Consider the following 18,185-nt stretch of genomic DNA (forward strand, 5'->3'; position numbering starts at 1 on the left):
ATTTAAACTTGGGATCGGGCTTTGCTATTTAGATCTGTTTCAATAAATTCGCCATTTCAATGGCAGAGTTTGCCGCATCCCAGCCTTTATTTCCAGCTTTTGTTCCGGCACGCTCGATGGCTTGTTCGATCGTATCCGTCGTCAAGACACCGAAGATGACTGGAAGCCCTTCCTGGAAATTGATAGCAGCGACTCCTTTCGCCACTTCATTGCAGACAAAATCGAAGTGCGGTGTAGAACCGCGAATGACTGTGCCGAGCGTGATGACTGCGTCATACTTTCCGGAAGCGGCCATTTTTTTCGCCACGAGCGGAATTTCATAAGCTCCCGGCACCCACGCAACTGCAACATCGCTATCTGCAACACCATGGCGTCGCAATGCATCCTCTGCACCGCTTAATAATTTACTGGTAATAAACTCATTGAACCTTCCAACAACGATTCCTACTTTAAGCCCTGTGCCAACTAAATGTCCTTCAAAAATGTTTCCCATTATAAATCCCCCTCAATGTATTTTTTTCTTAAAAAAGTCATTGTCCGATTTCTGCAACTTTTACGCCTTCAAGTTCCAGACGATAGGTAACGAGATCCTGAATCGTTAACAACGCAAGGCCCAAACGTTCTGCGACCTCTTTTAATTGCGGAACTCTTGCCATTGTTCCATCCTCATTCATGATTTCGCAAATGACACCAACCGGCTCGACACCCGCTAGCTTCGCAAGATCGACAGCCGCTTCCGTATGACCTGTCCGTTTCAATACGCCGCCAGCTTTAGCAATCAGCGGGAAAATATGACCCGGTCTTCTAAAGTCCTCAGGTTGTGCCTCTTTTCCGAGCATCTTCAAAATGGTATCCGATCGTTCGAATGCGGATATTCCTGTATGGCAGTCTTTATGGTCGATGCTAATGGTAAAAGCAGTCCCATGTGCATCACTATTATTTTCCGTCATCAGTGGAAGGTCGAGCTGCTTTGCCTTCGCTTCCTCTATCGGCACACAAATCAACCCTCTACCTTCAGTCGCCATGAAATTGATAATTTCAGGGGTTGCATATTGTCCTAGTGCAACAAAGTCCCCTTCATTTTCCCGATCTTCATCGTCCACAACGATAATCGGTTTCCCTTTTTTCAATTCTTCAATTGCTTGTTCAACAGTAGCAAACATTTGTCAATCGCCTCCTTAATCCAAAAAGCCACTTGCAGCAAGCGTATCCATTGTGAGTCCGCCGCTAGCCGTATTTCCTTTATCCGTTGTAAATAGTCGTTCAATATATTTTGCAAGCATGTCACATTCAATATTCACAAAATCACCTACATGTTTCCGTCCAATGATCGAGTCATCTTGTGTCACGGGGATGAGCGAGATGGTAAATCCGCTATCCGTCACGTCAAAGACGGTCAGCGAAGTGCCATCGACCGTAACCGACCCTTTCGGCATCAAATATTTTAAAAATGCCGGTGCGATATTGATATCGAAGTAAATGGCATTTTCCATCGGCTTCACCGCTATGATTTCACCTGTCCCATCGACATGTCCACTGACAAAATGTCCACCAAAACGACCATTGGCAGCCATTGCGCGTTCCAAATTGACAGGGCTCCCCGTCCGTAATCGGTGGAGATTGGTCGCCTTATACGTTTCAGGCATGACATCAGCCGTAAATTGCTGGTCCGTGAATTGCGCAACTGTCAAGCAAACACCGTTTACCGAAATGCTATCGCCAATATGGACATCCGACAGTACAGTCTTACAGCTGATTGCTAATTGCATGGCATTTTTTCCACGTTTCACCGAGGCAATGCTCCCGATTTCTTCTACAATTCCAGTAAACAAAGTAGTTTAATCTCCTTTCTAGAACCGAAGACACAGGCAAAGATATACTTAATTTTCGCGTAATTAAATATATGGAGAATGTCCGCTCTGTCATGGGGGTTCCATTGATAACGCACTGGTGTCTTTTCAGACAAGCACGCATGGCATACATGGATGCCGCTATTCAAAAAGTGAATTGGATTCTTTCCACCGTGGGGCAAACGGGTGGTAGGGAAAGGGTTGATAACACGGATTGTACGTAAAACAAATTCTTCGTATGGCGGAGGTGTGGACATTCGTTCATTATGTATAGTCATGTCCAATGCCAACTCAAAGAAGCGAAAGACAACCGGCGAGATTTGCGGCGACTTTCAAAATGACGTACACTTTCTTTCCGTAGATGATAAATTGACAAAATGCTTGATTCGACTGTTCGTTATACTTTATAAAAGGCCAGAAATTCCTCATTTTAAGGCAACTCCAAGAAGCCCGCTTTTTTTACAATCAGTAACAGCCAGGCATAACTGTGCCCATTGCTGATCCAAGTTGAAAGAGCAGAATTTTCAAGCATTGCACGCATATCCAAACAGCTTCTCCCATCCAGACTATCACTGTCGGTGCCGGAATTTCACCAGCTCCACCGTCTTCCAAGAAGGAAGGACGGGTCACGGACTGACGAGCGCTTGCTCGATCACCGTCGGTAAGGAATTTCACCTTGCCCCGAAGCGTTTTCTATGACGTACTGATTTTAAGTTAACATACTCCTTTAATTTAAGCAAAAAAAATTAGCTAAGACCTGGCTGAACGCTAACGGATTCTAAGAAAAAAAGACCGATAAAGGAAGTAAAACCCCAGAAAAGCACTGCCTAAATGCAGCGCTTTTCTGGGGTTACTCTCATGTTAAGGGGACGGAAGAATTTTTTTTGTTAATTATTCCCTTAAATCCTCGATGGAATCAATGTCCATATATTGCGGCACAACGAGACCCACTTTGACACCTTCCATATTGACACCTAGTTCTTCAAATTGTCCTTCGAATTTATCGGCGTATACTTTAGCCGTCAGGGGTAACCAAGCTGCAAGCGATGCATCTGCACTACCATCCGCTATTGCCGTCCATAACGGACCAGCCTCCACTTGCATTAAGGTGACGTTATGGCCCATATCCTCCAATACGAGTTTTATGACATTATGGCTTGCGATTTCACTATCCCACGCCACATACACTAGCTTGATCTTATCACCATCCACTTTGTCTACGCCTGCTGTCCATTCCGCCACTTTCTCTTCATTGGCATCGATCCAGTTTTGCGCAGCCACTTCCTCTCTTTCGCCTTCCTGGATAGCCCTCATCACTTCACTCATGTCTTCTTCCGTCCACTTGAACCGGGAAAGAATTTGGTGCGCTTCCGGTAAATCATCCGCTAACCCAAGTCTTCCGAGAGTACGGATTTGCTCTTCTCCCCCATACAATCCTAGTGGGTCTTCAAGAAATTTCAAATCGAATTCTGCAAACTTCCAATGCGGTGTCCATCCGATGACGATGATCGGCTGTTCTTTATCATAAGCCTTTTTCAATGCCGCAGTCATTGTCGCACCTGAACCGGAAACAAGATTCCAATCTGTCAATCCATATTCTTCAATCGCTTTTTCTGTGGTGGTCATAATGGCCGCACCTGGATCGATACCTATAATTTGATGATCAAGTGATACTCCGACCGATTTTTCCGTCCCCGTCTTTGCTTTCTCATCATTGTTGCCACATGCTGCAAGGCCTATCGCCAGCAAAGCCGTCGCTCCAAGTCCTACTAATTTTTTCGTTAATTCCATAATGTCATCTCCCCCATTACCTTCCCACTTCAAGCTTATTTGCTTTTGCCATTCAAACGGTATGTAAAACAAACAATAAAACCCGGAAAAACGCCACTACTTCTAGCGTTCTTCCGGGTTTATGATTCTAATTTCCCATCTACAAATGGAGCCGGAACCCCTCTGCTTATTCCTTCAAGTCTTCAATCGAGTCAATGTCCATATAACTTGGAACGACGAGACCGATTTTAACCCCTTCCGTATGGGTGCCGAGCTCTTCGTATTTACCTTCGAATTTATCAGCATATGTTTTATGCGTGAGCGGTAACCATCCCGCAAGTGTTGCGTCCACACTGCCATCTGCGACCGCTGTCCACATAGGGCCTGCTTCCACTTGTGTTAAAGTAACATCATATCCCATGTCTTCCAAGACAAGTTTCATGACATTATGGCTTGCGATTTCACTATCCCATGCAACGTAGGCAAGTTTGATTTTATCGCCATCCACTTTTTCTACGCCTGCTGTCCATTCTGCTACTTTCTCTTCGTTGGCATCGATCCAATTTTGTGCAGCTACCTCTTCTTTTTCACCATTCTGGATGGCAATCATGACTGAGCCCATATCATCTTGGGACCAGTGGAAGTTTGAAAGGATTTGGTGTGCTTCCGGCATGTCTTCCGCAAGTCCGAGTCTCCCGATGGAGCGGATTTGCTCTTCCCCACCATAAACGCCTTTAGGATCCTCTAGAAATTTCAGATCAAATTCAGCGAATTTCCAATGCGGTGTCCAGCCTGTCACAATGATCGGATCTTCTTTGTCATATGCTTTTTTCAAAGCAGCCGTCATCGCTGCACCTGAACCGGATACAAGATCCCAATCCGTCAGTTCATATTCTTCAATCGCTTTTTCAGTCGTTTCCATAAGGCCAGCTCCCGGATCGATGCCAGTAATTTTATAGTTCACTGATTCGCCGACAGATGTTGACGTTCCTGTTGCTGCCCCTTCATCTTCTGTCTTTCCGTCATCGTTGCCACATGCTGCAAGACCAAGTGCAAGTAAAGCTGTTGCTCCAAAACCTACTAGTTTTTTTGTAAGTGTCATGCTGTAGTTCCCCCTTGTTTTTTCTTACCGGCGTGCTGGGTGATCCGATCCAAGATAATCGCCACAATGACGATTGCCAGACCGGTTTCGAAACCGACGCCTGTTTTTAATTGTGTGACTGCCCGGTACACTTCTTCACCGAGCCCGGGTGCACCGACCATTGACGCGATGACAACCATCGATAATGACAGCATGATACTTTGGTTGACTCCTGCCATAATTGTCGGTTTAGCGAGCGGAATTTGCGTTTTCCATAATCTTTGCCATGTCGTCGATCCGAAAGCTTCCGTCGCTTCAATCAAATCTTTCGGCACTTGCTCGATTCCGAGCATTGTCAAACGGATTGTCGGCGGCATCGAGAAGATGACGGACGCAACAACCCCCGGTACAACTCCGATATTGAAGAAAAAGATCGCTGGTAACAAGTACACGAATGCCGGCATTGTTTGCATCAGATCCAAAATGGGATTGATGATTTTCCTAACCGTTGCTTGTTGGGAGCCCCATACCCCGATCGGAATACCGATGAGAAGTGCGAACAATACGGATGTCAGCACAAGCGCGAGCATTTGCAACATCGGATACCAATAGCCCAAATAATCAATGAACAACAGCCCGATCAATGAAAATAAAGCAATACGACGCGTAGAAATAAACCACGCCAGCAAGGAGAATAGAACAGCAAGCAGAATTGATGGCACCATATTTAGCCACTCCACTGACCCTTCGACAATCCCCGCAAGAAAACCTGATATTCCATCAAAAACAGTCCCAAATGTATCTACAAGCCAATCGACACCATCATCGATCCAATTTGCGAATGGAAGGCGAGGAAGTAAGTTATCCAATTGACTTCACCTCCGAATCCGATTCTTCGTTGAGATCGACTGCACTTTCACTTTGTGAGCGAGAATCAATCGTCTCGTCAGTTTCAATGGACGCAACTTCTCCATTGTTATTGATAAACTGTTCGTCGCCAGACAATGCGCCGATCAGTGCACCCCGAATAATGATGCCTTGTAATTTCTTCGCCTCATCTACAACCGCTACAGGAACGGTAGCCGTTGAAACGGCATCAAATAATTCCGTTAAGATGGTATCTGCCGAAAACATCGGCACATCTGAATTGAGGACTTCATTAAGCGTTTTACCTGCATCAGCTGCCTCCGCAGCATCTTGCGCCGTCACCGCACCAAGTAGCCGATTCCCTTTATCCACAACGTAAATCGAAGAGATACGGAGCCGTTTCATAAGGCGCAAGGCTACACGCGGTCCGCGGTCCACTTGAACCGTATCCGCCTTTTTCATAATATGGCCTGCCGTCAATACTTTGGATAAATCGACATCTTCGACAAACCGTTCAACATACTCATTGGATGGGCTCATCAATATCTCTTCAGGTGTCCCGATTTGAACGATTTCTCCATCCTTCATCAGAGCGATGCGATCTCCTATTCGAAGAGCCTCGTCTAAATCATGGGTGATGAAAATGATCGTTTTCCCCATATCATTATGCAACTGCAGCAATTCATCTTGCATATCTTTCCGGATCAATGGGTCAAGTGCACTGAATGCTTCGTCCATTAGCAGAATATCCGGACCGTTTGCAAGGGCTCTCGCAAGACCGACCCGCTGTTGCATCCCGCCACTCAATTGGTTCGGATATTGGTCTTCATATCCTGCAAGACCGACCAATCTTAACGATTCTTTAGCCTTCGCTTGGCGTTCGGCTTTGGCAACCCCTTGGATTTCCAGGCCGTACTCCGTATTTTCAAGAATGGTCTTATGCGGAAAGAGCGCAAAGTTTTGGAAGACCATTCCGATTTTTTTTCGTCTCACTTGGCGGAGCTGTTCTTTGTTCATACTGACAATATCTTCTCCGTCCAATAGGATGTTGCCCATCGTCGGGTCGATCAAGCGGTTCAGCATTCGAACCAGTGTCGATTTCCCACTGCCGGACAAACCCATAATGACAAATATTTCACCTTCATACACTTCGAAGTTCGCGCTTTTGACACCAACTGTCGCGCCGGTCGCCTTCAAAATCTCTTGCTTCGTCTTACCTTCATTGAGCAGCTGCGCCGCCCTCTTACTGTTTTTGCCAAAAATCTTCGTCGTGTTCTTCACTTCGATTTTTTTACTGGCAATCTGTTCACTCATCGTTCCACTCCTCAATTTAATCAATTACGCCTCGGCATAATTGCGTCCGGATTTTGAAGTGAGAATCGAACAACTAAGGGTTCGATTGGCAATTGATGCCTTTCAAAATCTCTGACTCCGCCGGAGGCTGAACTTATGAATGTTTACTAGTATAGCTGTAATATTTTCGTAATACAACCGTTTCGACAAAATAAATCGTTTGTACGGAAAAAACTGTACGAACTAAAATAATTATAAATTGCTTTTTGAGAAGGGATATATTACGCTATCATGGAGAATAACTGTTTAGACTGCAGACGTTCTAAATAGTGAAGGAGTAAAGTTCAATGGATGGTAAAGAAAGACTTGAAAAAGCCCGTGAGCGGATTATCGAAACAATTGCACAGAACATACATTTATACGGTCTCACGCCTTCTGCCGGCAGACAATATGGCACGATGTATTTTCATGACGAACCATTGACATTGGATGACATGACCGAAAAACTCGGAATGAGCAAAACGAGCATGAGCACTTCTGTCAGGGCATTATCCGATTTGAAACTAGTAGAGCGTGCTTGGAAAAGAGGCGTTCGAAAAGATCTGTATCAAGTGTCCGACGATTGGTATCAAAGCTTCATCGATCTTTTTTCAATCAAGTGGAGACGAGCCGTATCATTGCACACAATTGCAGTGCGAAGATCACTGAAGGAACTGGAAGATATTGTGAAAGATCCGGACATTCCAGATGAAGTAAAAATGGAAGCGAATACCGATATGGAAAAATTGCTTTACATGCGTGACTATTACGAATGGCTCGATCGGCTTGTCGATGCATTTGAAGATCATGAAATCTTTAACCTTGTACCAATAAAAGAAAAATCTGATGATAAATAAAAAAACAAGTTGGTGATCGAGAAATCTGACCGCCAACTTGTTTCTTTTTTATTTATTATAGCCATTTTCGCCATAAGGCTGGAGACGCTCAACCCATTTCCCGAGTAGTTCTTCAAGGATTTTCTTTGTGTTTTTCCCCTTCCATTCCTTTTCGTCAACGGTTTCCAATATGCTGAACTCAAACTGATCTTTTCCCTGCTCATTCCAATCCTTCTGTAGTTCTTTATTTGTATGGGTATCATTGTTCAACATGAATTTCAAACCGTTCAATGTTTTAAAGTTCGGCGTAGAACCGACGAAAATCTTTCCGTTCTGTAGATTTTTAATTTGAAAAATCCCGTAACTCACTTTTTCTTCTTTTGCTTGCAGTTTCATCTCTTTTTTAAAATCCATCTTTTCATCCTCTTCCTCTTCAGTCATTGAGACTAAGCGATACTCGCTTCCCTCATCATTTCGAGACAGGAAACCCCGGTCAACCAGCTCCCGCCGCAACAGCATATAATCTTCATAAATCTCTTCCAATAAGACATTGACTTCTTTTTCCTGATAGACTTTTTTCGGTTTGAACAGCGTTGCAACTTCTGCCAGCAATTGCTCTTTTTCATACTCTTTCAGACGATAGGCTATCAAACGTCCATCCTCCTCGGAGAAATAGCGCTTCAAGTCTGCTGGCGGTTCGAATGTCTTTTGGATTTCAGCATGTGGATCCGGTTCAATTGTTTCTTCTGCTTGTTGCCGTTTCAATAAATTCATCAAAGCTAACAGCGTTTTTGCTTGTTTTTCCTTTTTACGTAGTGCAAATCGATGATTCCGGATTGTCGACATGCTACCGATTTTTAAAGCCTGTTGGATTTCTTTATCTGTTTTTCCTTCGTAAATCAAAGCAAGCAATTTCGATTGCTGATCAGATAACCCCGTATGATCACGGCCGCCAGCAAGTAGCACATCAAAAATAGACCCATGTACACTCTCGATATGATGTTCCATATAGCGCCAATCTTCATACAGGACATTTTCAACGGGATAAATAACCCCTTTCGCAACCTTTTCCGCACAAAACAGGCAACGATAAGCTTGTCGCTCTTCTACATAACCCTTTTCCAATACATCAATAGGATAATCTTCAAGCAGATTCATCATTATATAAACACCTTTCAACTTCGTTTATAAATACATAGACAATTATACATTACGTCTATTTTATTAACAAGAAAAACCTCAAAAAAACCGCATCCTTATCAGATACGGTTTTTGTTTCCTATTTCGTTATCGTCGCTTCCAACCCCACCACCACATTGCCTTGAATTGCACGGCTGATCATACAGGATGTTTCCGCTTTTTCTGCAAGCCTTAAAGCAAGGGCCTCGTCTTTTGCCGTTGCATCCGACTTCAAAACGATTTGCGGTTTATGAATGATTTTCTTATACGTAATGACGCCCTTCGTCACATCGACAACGCCGATTGATTCCATCGTCAAGGCTTCCTTGCCCAATTTACTGCGCTCCATCATTGCTGCTAGCGTAATGATATAGCACGTTGCCGCAGCCCCAAGCAACATTTCGTCTGGATTTGTTCCGACACCGGGACCGTCCATTTCAGGTGGTATGGACACTTTTGTTTTCAAATTCCCCGCATCAATTGTTCCGACATCATTCCGTAAACCAGGCCATTCCGCTTTCAAATGAAATAAATGCTCCGCCATGTCAATCGCCCCTTCCAAACACTTATTATACAATTTCACAAGCTTCTTTCCTAAAAAAACCTTCCCAGTAAAGCTCTCCGGGAAGGTTTGGTCCATTTATTCATTTACTTCAATCGTATACGTCTCATGCTCATGCAAATCGTGTTCATCTTCTACATGGATCTGGACTTGGTATGCTCCTGGCTCTGTAAACGTGTGCGCTGCAGCATATTCACCAGCTTTCGTTTCTTCAGCTTCTACCCAGGCACGTTGATCGGCATCCGCTTCGCTCCAAATTTCATAGCGGACTCGAGCCTGCTCGAGCGGCTTTTCGTCCAGCTCCAAATGCACGACTAAATCCGTCGCTTCATTCCCTGCGACATTTTCAGGTTGGACGAAATGCATAGAAAATCCGTCTGCATGCCCATGTCCGTGCTCATGCCCCTCTTCAGCATGCTCTTCATAATGGCCGCCATCACCAACGATCACTTCTTTGACCGGCATCGAATGCATGCCCCTTGCAGTCACGTGAACTTGAATGTGAAATCGTCCATCATAAGCGAATGAAGTTTCTGCTGTGTACAATCCTTCTTTTTCATCGGTCGCTTCAATTCTCACACTATCGTCTTTTTTGCCTTCTTCCCACACTTCAAATTCAACTTCATCGGCGTCTTCCACTTTGTCATCGCCTTGCGTCACAACAGCAGCCATCTTAACTGGTGCATTGACCTCCGCTTCTTCCGTTACCGTCAGATCGACAGCAATCGGAACAGGCATGTCATCGGCGGCGTCATTCGTTGGTGCGTCCTCCGCACAAGCAACCAATATACCCAATACGACAACCAACCAAACCGATCCGAACAGTTTTTTCATTCAAACCCCTCCCACATCGTATCGCTTAACGTACGTCGATAAGTTCGATATGATTATATAGGACAATTTAGAACTTACTGTGAAGTGGTCCTGACTTCACTCCTTTTTCACATCTATTTGAGATGCTATGCATACGTGTGACCTATATTTGAAAAGAGGTATTCTCATGAATCCAGTAACGATTATGATTATAGACGACGAACCACAGATGAGAAAGTTGATCCGTACTTTCCTTGAAAAAGAAGGATATGACGTTATAGAAGCAACAGACGGCCTCGACGCCCTATCTTTGATAGCGGAATGCCAGCCACATTTGATCATCGTAGATGTGATGATGCCCTATATGGATGGTTTTACATTTGCCAAGGAAATCAAGCGTACTTCTGCGGTCCCTCTCATTTTTCTATCTGCGAAAGGAGAAGAGTGGGATAAAATCCAAGGTTTGAAACTAGGCGGGGATGACTACATCGTCAAACCGTTTCTCCCGGGCGAACTAGTTGCAAGGATTGAATCTGTCCTTAGACGATCCTACCAACATAAGACCGAAGAAGATGTCCTAACAATCGGACCGCTTGTCATTGATAATGTTTCCCATACGGTTCAGCTTCATGACAAGCCCCTAAGTCTTACACGAAAAGAGTTCGGGCTACTCCATCTTCTCGCAAAAAACAAAGGACGGGTCTATTCAAGAGGACAATTACTACATCTCGTCTGGGGGGAAGAACATCAAAGCAGTGAGCGAACAGTCGATACCCATATTAAGACATTACGCATAAAAATGGGGAAAGATGGAGAGCTCATTGAAACTGTGTGGGGAATTGGCTACAAATTCGAGGTATAAGGGATGAAAAAACTAACGCTAAGTAGAAAAATCCTGCTCATCCTCGGTGCCAGCATCGGTTTCACTGTCCTGTTCTCGTTTTTCTTCATCCATTATTTATATTCAGAATTATATATAAAAAGCATTGAAGAATCGATTGTCTATCAAGGTAAACGAACGACTTCCCACTACCATTACGGCGAATTGAATGATGAGATCATTGAAAAAATCAGATGGTACAACATCATCTCGGAATATGAAATTATTGTGGTCAACAATTTGGACGATCTTTCATCCTATTTCCCTTACCAGGTCAATTATGAAACACTGATCGACGCAAACGATCGAGCCGCCTTGGAAAATGGCGCCTATATCTTTAAAGAAGGATTCGTGAAAGAATTGGATCGCGAAATCCTCGGAGCCATTTTCCCGATCAAAGGAGAGAATGAACTGCTGGGCTTCATTTATATTTACGTGCCGCTTGCCGCAGTCCAAGACGTCTTCCGAGGAAGCATTCCACTCCTCGTCGCTGTCGGTACGACATTTTTCTTTCTCCTCTTTCTAGTGATTAATCAATCGTGGCGTTCATTGTTCAAACCGTTGCAAGATTTGCAGCAACTTTCCTATGAAGTATCGAAAGGAAATTATTCCACTCGGATCGAAACGGATCGGGCTGATGAAATCGGACAATTGACAAAAGCATTCAATACAATGAGCCGTTCATTGGAACAGCAGGAAATACGGAAAAAAGAATTCACATCGAGTATTGTCCATGAGCTGAGGACACCTCTGACGTACATCGGAGGCTACACGCATGTCTTGAAGGAAAAAATCTATTCTTCCCCGGAAGAAGCCGAAAACTATTTGGCTACCATTGAAAAAGAGACGGAACGGTTGAGCAAGTTGATCAATGATCTTATTCAATTGAATCACCTGCAAGAAGATCTTTACATTATCGATAGACAACCAATTGCCATTGCTCAATTGGTACATGATACGCTGGCCTTGTTCGCAATCCATATACAGGAAAAAGAACTCAAGATCGAAACCGCCATCCAAGAAGACGTAATCATTAGCGGAGATCCGCAACGTGTTCAGCAGATTTTTTACAATACGATTGACAATGCTGTGAAGTATTCCGCTTTGAAAGGGACTCTCAAAGTTTCTCTGAGAGAAGAAGGGGATTTCGTCGAATTCCAAGTGACAAATGAAGGCTTACCTATCGACAAAGAAGATTTAGAACGGATCGGGGAACGTTTTTTCAGAACGGATAAGGCAAGGAATCGGACTACCGGAGGGACCGGTTTAGGACTATCCATTGTAAAAGAAATCATTCGCTTGCACAGCGGACAATTTAGGATTGCGAGTGATACCCAGACCGGAACGACGGTTACGATTCAATTACCAAGCTTTTCAATGACTGAAGGGAATGATTGAACGTGAATAAAAAAATCTATATCCTGAGTTCTGTTCTGTTGTTGACGGTATTATCCGCTTGTAGCACAACCTCCCAGCAGGGACGGCAAATTGAATCTTTTTCCTTTACCGATCAACACGGACAAACTTTCGGCTCCGAGCAATTGGCCGGAAAAGTATGGATCGCCAATTTCATCTTCACGAACTGTGAAACGGTCTGTCCACCGATGACGATGGAAATGGCAGCTTTGCAGAAGAAATTGGCTGAAAAATCCATTGAAGTTGAATTCGTTTCATTTACTGTGGACCCGCAAGTCGATTCACCTGAAGTGCTCCAAACATACATCCGTCAGTTCACAGATGATGTTTCAAATTGGCATTTGTTAACGGGTTATCCCCAAGATGAAATTGAATCGTTTGCAAGAGAACAATTCCAGACGATCATCCATAAACCTGATTCGTCCGACCAAGTCATCCACGGTACCAACTTCTATCTCGTTAATCAGCAAGGTCATGTCGTCAAAGAAGTGAACTACGTAGAGCCTTCTTATGCGGATGATCTCATGAAAGATATTCGCAAATTAGTGAATGGCACTCCTTTTTGAAAAGGAAAACACCTTTCAGATTGAATCTGAAAGGTGTTTTCCAATAAAGAGAATATTTAATTTTTCGGGGACTTTATTTTCGATCTTCAAACTCGATTTTTGTTCCGTCCTTGAATTTGATTTCCAACTCTAGTTCTTTATAATCCGCTGGTAATTTAAACACATCCATCACTTCTTGAATAGCATCCGCTTTGCTTGTCTGTTGTGTAATCGTCAGCTGCGCCACAAGCGGGTATAGTTCACTGAAAGCATCTGTCCCTTTCTTCTTCACCTGATTAAGCGAATCATCGATTTCGGCTTCAACAGAATTATTACTATGTTTCTCGAGCTCCGCTTCGTACTCCTGATGATCGGCATAGTCCACACTTAAGCTGAAATCCGCATACTCGATGTCATCCATTTTTTGTTGCATTTCATCCTGGCTCGCCGTGTTTTGCCCGGTCGTAGTGCCCGCATTGGTATCCGGTGTATTCGTCACGGATGAATCAGTCGATTCGGTCGATCCAGTCGTTCCATTTGTTGTTTCTTGACCACTCTCCCCCGTAGCCGGTTCGTTGACTGCAGGATCCGGATCATTTGTCGTTGTTCCGCAAGCACCCAGTACGAGCGCCAGCGCCATTGCAGAAATAGTAATGGGCATTTTCTTCATTTTATCTACCTCCTGCACACTGTTTTCCCCATTTGCTGAATCTTACACATGTATCATTGATTTTTTTGATTTTCTTTTAACAACAGACACATCATGATCGTGATGATGATAAATGCAACGAGTGCCAAAAATGGAATGGTGATAAACCCGAGCCAGTTGATATACTGTCCAGAACATGGAACACCGCTTGAACAGACACTGAATTCTTGCAAGCCAGGCATTTTTTGCAATGCATAATGATAACCGGAAACAAATAGGCCGATAATTGATATCGGAAGCCCATACAGGTAAATCTTCCGGTCATTGCTATAAAATGCAATGCCTAGAATTAGGACGAGCGGATACATCACAATGCGTTGATACCAGCAGAGCGTGCAGGGCACGAAGCCCATGCGCTCGCTGAAAAACAAACTGCCTGCCATCGCAATAATCGCAGTTATCCAGGCGAACAGGAGTGGTTTATTGACCATTCGCAGCCGCCTCTTCCACCATTTTCGTGAAATCATCCATCGTTTGTCCTTTGAATTCCTTGCCATCGATATAGATTGTGGGCGTAGAGGAAACCCCGAGACCTTTTGCGATATTCATATCCTGATTCCAAGGTTCTTTCCCTTTTCCTTCACGATAAGCCGTCATCACTTTTGCAGTGTCTTCCTCAGTAACCACGCTCGCTAACAGCGCTTCTAAAGTATCTTCCGTAAAGAGTGTCGATTGTCCTGTTTCTGAAGTTTGATTAGCAAACAGCAAGTTGTGGAATTCCCAAAACGGGTCATTCCCCAATTCCTCATAGACGGTTTCCGCGAACTGTGCCGCTGTCGTTGAATCCGCAGCAAGAAATGAGTAATTCATAAAGTAAAATTTCGCTTTTCCTGTTTGAATGACTTCTTCATAGATGACCGGGAAATTTCGATCATTAAAATTTTTACAACTTGGGCATTTGTAATCGCCAAATTCAACAATCTCAACAGGCGCCGACGCCTCCCCTATAAATGGTTGACCTGCAAAGTCGATATCGACCGACTTATTACTCACGTTCGTTAACACAATGATGCCGATTAAACAAACAGCAATAATCCCAACGAGCCAAAATATTTTCTTGTTCATCTTCGAACACTCCTAATTCAAACTACAACACGTAGTGTAATATGGTAAAAAATTTACGCAAGCGCGTAAATAAATAGAGCACTGATTAAACTAAAGACTGCTAGAGAAAGAATTGTCATCTGCATCGGAAGCTTCGGCTTGAACCCGTTTAATGGATTCAGCAAATAATTCATCCGATAATTGACCGATGTATCAGCAAATGATGCATAAGTGAAGCCCATGTTCTCAGGTTGTCCTGCTTTTAACATTTTCAACAATGCGCTGCCTAAATGGACAGAAGTCCCTTGTTGTTCAATCGCATATTCATCCGCTTGTAATTCTTTTATAATGCCATATTGCTGACTGAACCATTTTAAAATCGGAATATACCACATCGTTGCCGCACATAGGGTCATTAAAAAAATAGCCAACGGATCCCGATTGGTTTTATGAGCCATTTCATGGGTAATGACAGCTTTTAGCTCTTCTTCATTCAACAAGTTAATCAATCCTGTTGAGAGCACAATTTTAGGTCGCTTGAACCCCATTGTAATCGCCAGCGGAACTGGATGAGAAAAAATGAGGAAATCCTCTTGTCCTCCACTGTAATTTTCGTTCATTTCACTGGTGAGCTTGTTCTCTTTATATTGCTCAAAGCGTTTTTTCATATGTGACGCTTGAACCCATTGTGAAATGATTTTATAGATCGAAAATAGGAACGTATAAATGACAAGCGCATTGAGTACATATTCAAGCGAGCTTAGGCCGATCATTTTTAACCAGCTATGACAGACCGCTACAAGATTGAAACGGACATTCCATCCAGCCAGCATCGATAGAAGATAGTAGCCCATTTGAAACAAAATCGTTCCCGAAATCATAAGCGTAACGATGAACATCGTAGTAGAATGACGTTTGTGCATACGTTATCGACCTTTTTTCAATTCTTGGATTTTCTGTTCCAGCTTGGCAACAAGATCTTCATCGACCTCTTCAAGTGCATCCAGCATATGACTGACGACGACGTTCCCAAACTCGTCCATCAATTCGTTTGTCATTTCTTTCGATTGAGTATGTAAAAATTCGGCTCTTGACAGAACTGGCTTATACAAAGACGATCTGCCTTCTGCCCTTTTCTGCAAAATCCCTTTTTCCACTAATCGATTCATAACCGTCATCACCGTATTAAAATTCGTCAATTTTTCCCGGTCCAGCACTTGTTGAACCTCTTTGATCGTCATTTCCACATCATTCCATAGAATGTCCATGATCTTCGCTTCAAGCGGTCCGAAAAAGCGGTTCAACCCACTCTCATTCATTTTGAACTTGCGGATTTTCAACTGATTTTCACCTCACCCTACTCAGTGTAGTGCAATCATTTTAGCGAGTCAAGATAGGAATTGGACTTTTTGATTGATTAATCATTTTGTAACATTTCAGCTCTATATTTGCTTATGAAACGTTAGCCTTGTCCATTCATTTTCAAAAATAATTGTGCTAGACTGAATAGAAGATTAGGGAAAGGATGAGATTGTATGCAATACCTAACACTGAACAATGGAATTCGTATACCTCAACTGGGCTATGGAGTTTGGAAAGTACCGAATGAGGGAGCCGCAACCGCTGTAGGTCAGGCATTGGAAGCCGGTTACCGATTGATTGATACGGCTAAAATTTATGGCAACGAAGTGGGCGTCGGTGAAGCGTTAGCCGCTAGCGATATGCCGCGCGAAGATCTCTTCATCACAACAAAAGTGTGGAACAGTGATCACGGATATGAAAATACATTAAAGGCATTTGACGAAAGCCTTGAAAAACTGGGGCTCGACTATGTGGACCTTTATTTGATCCATTGGCCAACCCCGAAATACGATACATACGTGGAAACGTACAAAGCACTTGAAAAAATCTATTATGATGGCCGCGCTAAGGCAATCGGTGTTTGTAATTTCGAAATTGAACATTTACAGCGGATCCTGGATGAGTGCGAAGTAAAACCAGCAGTCAACCAAGTGGAATGCCACCCTTATTTACAGCAAAAAGAGCTGAAACAATTTTGTCAAGAACACGGTATTCTTCTGGAAGCCTATAGCCCACTCATGAATGGTACAAAAGTGATCGAGGACCCTGTGATTAAAGAAATCGCAGAACTACACAGGAAAACCCCTGCTCAGGTCATTCTTCGTTGGCATCTTCAAACAGATGTCATCGTCATTCCTAAAACAGTCACCCCATCCAGAATGCAGGAAAATCTAAATGTGTTTGATTTTGAATTGAGCGCATCGGATATGGATCAGATTGCTGCCTTAGATCGCAATGAGCGCAATAATTCAGATCCGAATGAAATGCATAAACGGTGAACAAATGCCGGATATTGAAACGAAGTAAATTTGTTTCAATATCCGGCATTTTCTATTGCTCTTTCCATGATAAAACGGTTAGGATAAGCTTAAGTTGATCAAACCTTGCTTGGAGGGAAATCACATGATCCATTCTAATAATGAGGCAATTGCCGCCCTGACCTATATCGTCGTGGAACGGATAATGGGCTGGTATGAGCAAACGACAAATCGTACTGAACATACAATCCTCTTATATCCGAATCGAATTGCAACCGCCAAAAACAAATTCAATTTAGAGCATGTACACGATCTATCCTATAAGCCATTTTCCGGTGGAACCGGCCTCTTTTATTTGCATACGCATCAAGGCGTATTTACATTTGAAATTGAAAGCGACCCCGCAGATTTCATCTCCGCCTATAAGAATTTGCGCAGCTAATCTACTGTTTTCCGTTATCAAATTGTTTAAAATCTCTTCTTCTGAGGTATATAAAGAAGGCACCAACAAATTTGGAGGGATTTTAAATGACAGTTAAACTGACAGTAGAAAATGCCGTACAAGCTAAAAAAGAAATTGAAGATTTGGTGACGCAAGGCTATACTCACGATGACATTTACATTTTTGCGCATGATAAAAAAAGAGGGAAAGACATCACGGATGCACTCGACACAGAAGAAGTCAGTATGAAAGAACAAGGTTTCCTGGATAGCATGAAGAATATGTTTTCTTCACGCGGTGACGAATTGCGCAGCAAAATGGAGGCAGCGGGCCTATCGAAGGAAGAAGCCGCCCGCGCTGAAAGCGAACTGGATGAGGGCAAACTTGTACTCATCGCCCAAAAATAAGGTAGGACGGGACAATCCATCTGGTTGGTATGGATTGTCCCTATTTTGTTTACCGTTTAACATTGTCTTACGGACAAGAGTATGTAACGAAAAAACGCATCCAGCTTTCGGAT

21 protein-coding genes, 1 pseudogene and 1 riboswitch are annotated in these 18,185 nt (G+C 43.4%); of the genes and pseudogenes, 7 read left to right on the forward strand and 15 right to left on the reverse strand.

The genetic code is table 11. The features are described from left to right. Nucleotides 1-28 precede the first annotated feature (28 nt). The 7 genes and pseudogenes from ribH to MHZ95_RS10245 all read right to left on the reverse strand — a co-directional run. Nucleotides 29-493 (reverse strand): 6,7-dimethyl-8-ribityllumazine synthase, encoded by a 465-nt coding sequence (gene ribH, locus MHZ95_RS10215; protein WP_239390521.1) that lies wholly within the window; start codon nucleotides 491-493, stop codon nucleotides 29-31. A 37-nt stretch (nucleotides 494-530) separates the two neighbouring features. Continuing rightward, the gene (gene ribB, locus MHZ95_RS10220; RefSeq protein ID WP_370642993.1) at nucleotides 531-1,163 is read right to left on the reverse strand and encodes a 3,4-dihydroxy-2-butanone-4-phosphate synthase; all 633 of its coding nucleotides are present in this window, start codon (nucleotides 1,161-1,163) and stop codon (nucleotides 531-533) included. Between the two features lie 15 nt (nucleotides 1,164-1,178). Next, on the reverse strand, nucleotides 1,179-1,832 hold the full coding sequence (gene ribE / locus MHZ95_RS10225) for a riboflavin synthase (protein WP_239390522.1): 654 nt from the start codon (nucleotides 1,830-1,832) through the stop codon (nucleotides 1,179-1,181). A 563-nt stretch (nucleotides 1,833-2,395) separates the two neighbouring features. Next, nucleotides 2,396-2,543, reverse strand: a riboswitch (FMN riboswitch). 198 nt (nucleotides 2,544-2,741) lie between these two features. Then, nucleotides 2,742-3,641: a glycine betaine ABC transporter substrate-binding protein gene (locus MHZ95_RS10230; protein WP_239390523.1), complete on the reverse strand. Its 900-nt coding sequence runs from the start codon at nucleotides 3,639-3,641 to the stop codon at nucleotides 2,742-2,744. 166 nt (nucleotides 3,642-3,807) lie between these two features. Beyond that, entirely contained in the window at nucleotides 3,808-4,722 is a 915-nt protein-coding gene (locus MHZ95_RS10235; RefSeq protein ID WP_239390524.1) for a glycine betaine ABC transporter substrate-binding protein, read from the reverse strand. Continuing rightward, nucleotides 4,719-5,570: an ABC transporter permease gene (locus tag MHZ95_RS10240; protein ID WP_239390525.1), complete on the reverse strand. Its 852-nt coding sequence runs from the start codon at nucleotides 5,568-5,570 to the stop codon at nucleotides 4,719-4,721. Before MHZ95_RS10240 ends, MHZ95_RS10235 begins: the two co-directional genes overlap by 4 nt. A 100-nt stretch (nucleotides 5,571-5,670) precedes the next feature. After that, a pseudogene (locus MHZ95_RS10245) lies at nucleotides 5,671-6,882 on the reverse strand (quaternary amine ABC transporter ATP-binding protein); the annotation flags it as partial. A gap of 326 nt (nucleotides 6,883-7,208) precedes the next feature. Between MHZ95_RS10245 and MHZ95_RS10250 the strand changes: the two are divergent. Then, complete coding sequence (locus MHZ95_RS10250) at nucleotides 7,209-7,757, forward strand: GbsR/MarR family transcriptional regulator (protein WP_239390527.1); 549 nt, start codon at nucleotides 7,209-7,211, stop codon at nucleotides 7,755-7,757. Between the two features lie 48 nt (nucleotides 7,758-7,805). Here MHZ95_RS10250 and MHZ95_RS10255 read toward each other — a convergent pair whose 3' ends face one another. The 3 genes from MHZ95_RS10255 to MHZ95_RS10265 all read right to left on the reverse strand — a co-directional run bounded on the left by MHZ95_RS10255 (nucleotide 7,806) and on the right by MHZ95_RS10265 (nucleotide 10,311). After that, complete coding sequence (locus MHZ95_RS10255) at nucleotides 7,806-8,897, reverse strand: DUF2087 domain-containing protein (RefSeq protein WP_239390528.1); 1,092 nt, start codon at nucleotides 8,895-8,897, stop codon at nucleotides 7,806-7,808. A gap of 118 nt (nucleotides 8,898-9,015) precedes the next feature. Then, entirely contained in the window at nucleotides 9,016-9,459 is a 444-nt protein-coding gene (locus MHZ95_RS10260; RefSeq protein WP_239390529.1) for an OsmC family protein, read from the reverse strand. Nucleotides 9,460-9,555: 96 nt separating this feature from the next. Beyond that, the gene (locus MHZ95_RS10265) at nucleotides 9,556-10,311 is read right to left on the reverse strand and encodes a FixH family protein (RefSeq protein WP_239390530.1); all 756 of its coding nucleotides are present in this window, start codon (nucleotides 10,309-10,311) and stop codon (nucleotides 9,556-9,558) included. A 166-nt stretch (nucleotides 10,312-10,477) separates the two neighbouring features. Between MHZ95_RS10265 and MHZ95_RS10270 the strand changes: the two genes are divergently transcribed. The 3 genes from MHZ95_RS10270 to MHZ95_RS10280 are packed head-to-tail and all read left to right on the forward strand — an operon-like array spanning nucleotide 10,478 to nucleotide 13,152. Continuing rightward, nucleotides 10,478-11,152, forward strand: coding sequence for a response regulator transcription factor (locus MHZ95_RS10270; RefSeq protein WP_239390531.1), 675 nt, complete (start codon nucleotides 10,478-10,480; stop codon nucleotides 11,150-11,152). A 3-nt stretch (nucleotides 11,153-11,155) separates the two neighbouring features. Then, nucleotides 11,156-12,568: a sensor histidine kinase gene (locus MHZ95_RS10275; protein WP_239390532.1), complete on the forward strand. Its 1,413-nt coding sequence runs from the start codon at nucleotides 11,156-11,158 to the stop codon at nucleotides 12,566-12,568. A 2-nt stretch (nucleotides 12,569-12,570) separates the two neighbouring features. Beyond that, on the forward strand, nucleotides 12,571-13,152 hold the full coding sequence (locus tag MHZ95_RS10280; RefSeq protein WP_239390533.1) for an SCO family protein: 582 nt from the start codon (nucleotides 12,571-12,573) through the stop codon (nucleotides 13,150-13,152). A 73-nt stretch (nucleotides 13,153-13,225) separates the two neighbouring features. Here the strand turns inward: MHZ95_RS10280 and MHZ95_RS10285 are convergent, their stop codons facing one another. From MHZ95_RS10285 to MHZ95_RS10305, 5 genes are read right to left on the reverse strand one after another with little or no spacing between them, the layout of a single operon-like run. Beyond that, a complete protein-coding gene (locus MHZ95_RS10285) occupies nucleotides 13,226-13,801 on the reverse strand; it encodes a YusW family protein (protein WP_239390534.1) in 576 nt (191 codons plus the stop codon). Between the two features lie 53 nt (nucleotides 13,802-13,854). Then, nucleotides 13,855-14,271, reverse strand: coding sequence for a disulfide oxidoreductase (locus MHZ95_RS10290; protein ID WP_239390535.1), 417 nt, complete (start codon nucleotides 14,269-14,271; stop codon nucleotides 13,855-13,857). Next, on the reverse strand, nucleotides 14,261-14,905 hold the full coding sequence (locus tag MHZ95_RS10295; RefSeq protein WP_239390536.1) for a DsbA family protein: 645 nt from the start codon (nucleotides 14,903-14,905) through the stop codon (nucleotides 14,261-14,263). Before MHZ95_RS10295 ends, MHZ95_RS10290 begins: the two co-directional genes overlap by 11 nt. 53 nt (nucleotides 14,906-14,958) lie before the next feature. Further along, nucleotides 14,959-15,807, reverse strand: a complete 849-nt coding sequence (locus MHZ95_RS10300) for a M56 family metallopeptidase (RefSeq protein WP_239390537.1) — start codon at nucleotides 15,805-15,807, stop codon at nucleotides 14,959-14,961. A 3-nt stretch (nucleotides 15,808-15,810) separates the two neighbouring features. Continuing rightward, nucleotides 15,811-16,224 carry a BlaI/MecI/CopY family transcriptional regulator gene (locus tag MHZ95_RS10305; RefSeq protein ID WP_239390538.1) on the reverse strand — a complete coding sequence of 138 codons (414 nt, stop codon included), beginning with the start codon at nucleotides 16,222-16,224 and terminating at the stop codon, nucleotides 15,811-15,813. Nucleotides 16,225-16,419: 195 nt separating this feature from the next. Between MHZ95_RS10305 and MHZ95_RS10310 the strand changes: the two genes are divergently transcribed. The 3 genes from MHZ95_RS10310 to MHZ95_RS10320 all read left to right on the forward strand — a co-directional run bounded on the left by MHZ95_RS10310 (nucleotide 16,420) and on the right by MHZ95_RS10320 (nucleotide 18,072). Next, nucleotides 16,420-17,244 carry an aldo/keto reductase gene (locus MHZ95_RS10310; RefSeq protein ID WP_239390539.1) on the forward strand — a complete coding sequence of 275 codons (825 nt, stop codon included), beginning with the start codon at nucleotides 16,420-16,422 and terminating at the stop codon, nucleotides 17,242-17,244. Nucleotides 17,245-17,368: 124 nt separating this feature from the next. After that, nucleotides 17,369-17,665, forward strand: a complete 297-nt coding sequence (locus MHZ95_RS10315; protein WP_239390540.1) for a hypothetical protein — start codon at nucleotides 17,369-17,371, stop codon at nucleotides 17,663-17,665. An 86-nt stretch (nucleotides 17,666-17,751) separates the two neighbouring features. Continuing rightward, complete coding sequence (locus MHZ95_RS10320) at nucleotides 17,752-18,072, forward strand: YflT domain-containing protein (protein ID WP_239390541.1); 321 nt, start codon at nucleotides 17,752-17,754, stop codon at nucleotides 18,070-18,072. Nucleotides 18,073-18,185: the final 113 nt, after the last annotated feature.

This window comes from Sporosarcina sp. ACRSM, assembly GCF_022346545.1.
Classification (GTDB): domain Bacteria; phylum Bacillota; class Bacilli; order Bacillales_A; family Planococcaceae; genus Sporosarcina.

Coding starts and splice junctions, on each gene's coding strand:
- MHZ95_RS10320 (WP_239390541.1), top strand. CDS start 17,752: ATGACAGTTAAACTGACAGTAGAAAATGCCGTACAAGCTAAAAAAGAA.
- MHZ95_RS10290 (WP_239390535.1), bottom strand. CDS start 14,271: ATGGTCAATAAACCACTCCTGTTCGCCTGGATAACTGCGATTATTGCG.
- MHZ95_RS10230 (WP_239390523.1), bottom strand. CDS start 3,641: ATGGAATTAACGAAAAAATTAGTAGGACTTGGAGCGACGGCTTTGCTG.
- MHZ95_RS10255 (WP_239390528.1), bottom strand. CDS start 8,897: ATGATGAATCTGCTTGAAGATTATCCTATTGATGTATTGGAAAAGGGT.
- MHZ95_RS10295 (WP_239390536.1), bottom strand. CDS start 14,905: ATGAACAAGAAAATATTTTGGCTCGTTGGGATTATTGCTGTTTGTTTA.
- MHZ95_RS10310 (WP_239390539.1), top strand. CDS start 16,420: ATGCAATACCTAACACTGAACAATGGAATTCGTATACCTCAACTGGGC.
- MHZ95_RS10250 (WP_239390527.1), top strand. CDS start 7,209: ATGGATGGTAAAGAAAGACTTGAAAAAGCCCGTGAGCGGATTATCGAA.
- MHZ95_RS10275 (WP_239390532.1), top strand. CDS start 11,156: ATGAAAAAACTAACGCTAAGTAGAAAAATCCTGCTCATCCTCGGTGCC.
- MHZ95_RS10300 (WP_239390537.1), bottom strand. CDS start 15,807: ATGCACAAACGTCATTCTACTACGATGTTCATCGTTACGCTTATGATT.
- MHZ95_RS10265 (WP_239390530.1), bottom strand. CDS start 10,311: ATGAAAAAACTGTTCGGATCGGTTTGGTTGGTTGTCGTATTGGGTATA.
- MHZ95_RS10285 (WP_239390534.1), bottom strand. CDS start 13,801: ATGAAGAAAATGCCCATTACTATTTCTGCAATGGCGCTGGCGCTCGTA.
- MHZ95_RS10235 (WP_239390524.1), bottom strand. CDS start 4,722: ATGACACTTACAAAAAAACTAGTAGGTTTTGGAGCAACAGCTTTACTT.
- MHZ95_RS10315 (WP_239390540.1), top strand. CDS start 17,369: ATGATCCATTCTAATAATGAGGCAATTGCCGCCCTGACCTATATCGTC.
- ribB (WP_370642993.1), bottom strand. CDS start 1,163: ATGTTTGCTACTGTTGAACAAGCAATTGAAGAATTGAAAAAAGGGAAA.
- MHZ95_RS10260 (WP_239390529.1), bottom strand. CDS start 9,459: ATGGCGGAGCATTTATTTCATTTGAAAGCGGAATGGCCTGGTTTACGG.
- MHZ95_RS10270 (WP_239390531.1), top strand. CDS start 10,478: ATGAATCCAGTAACGATTATGATTATAGACGACGAACCACAGATGAGA.
- ribH (WP_239390521.1), bottom strand. CDS start 493: ATGGGAAACATTTTTGAAGGACATTTAGTTGGCACAGGGCTTAAAGTA.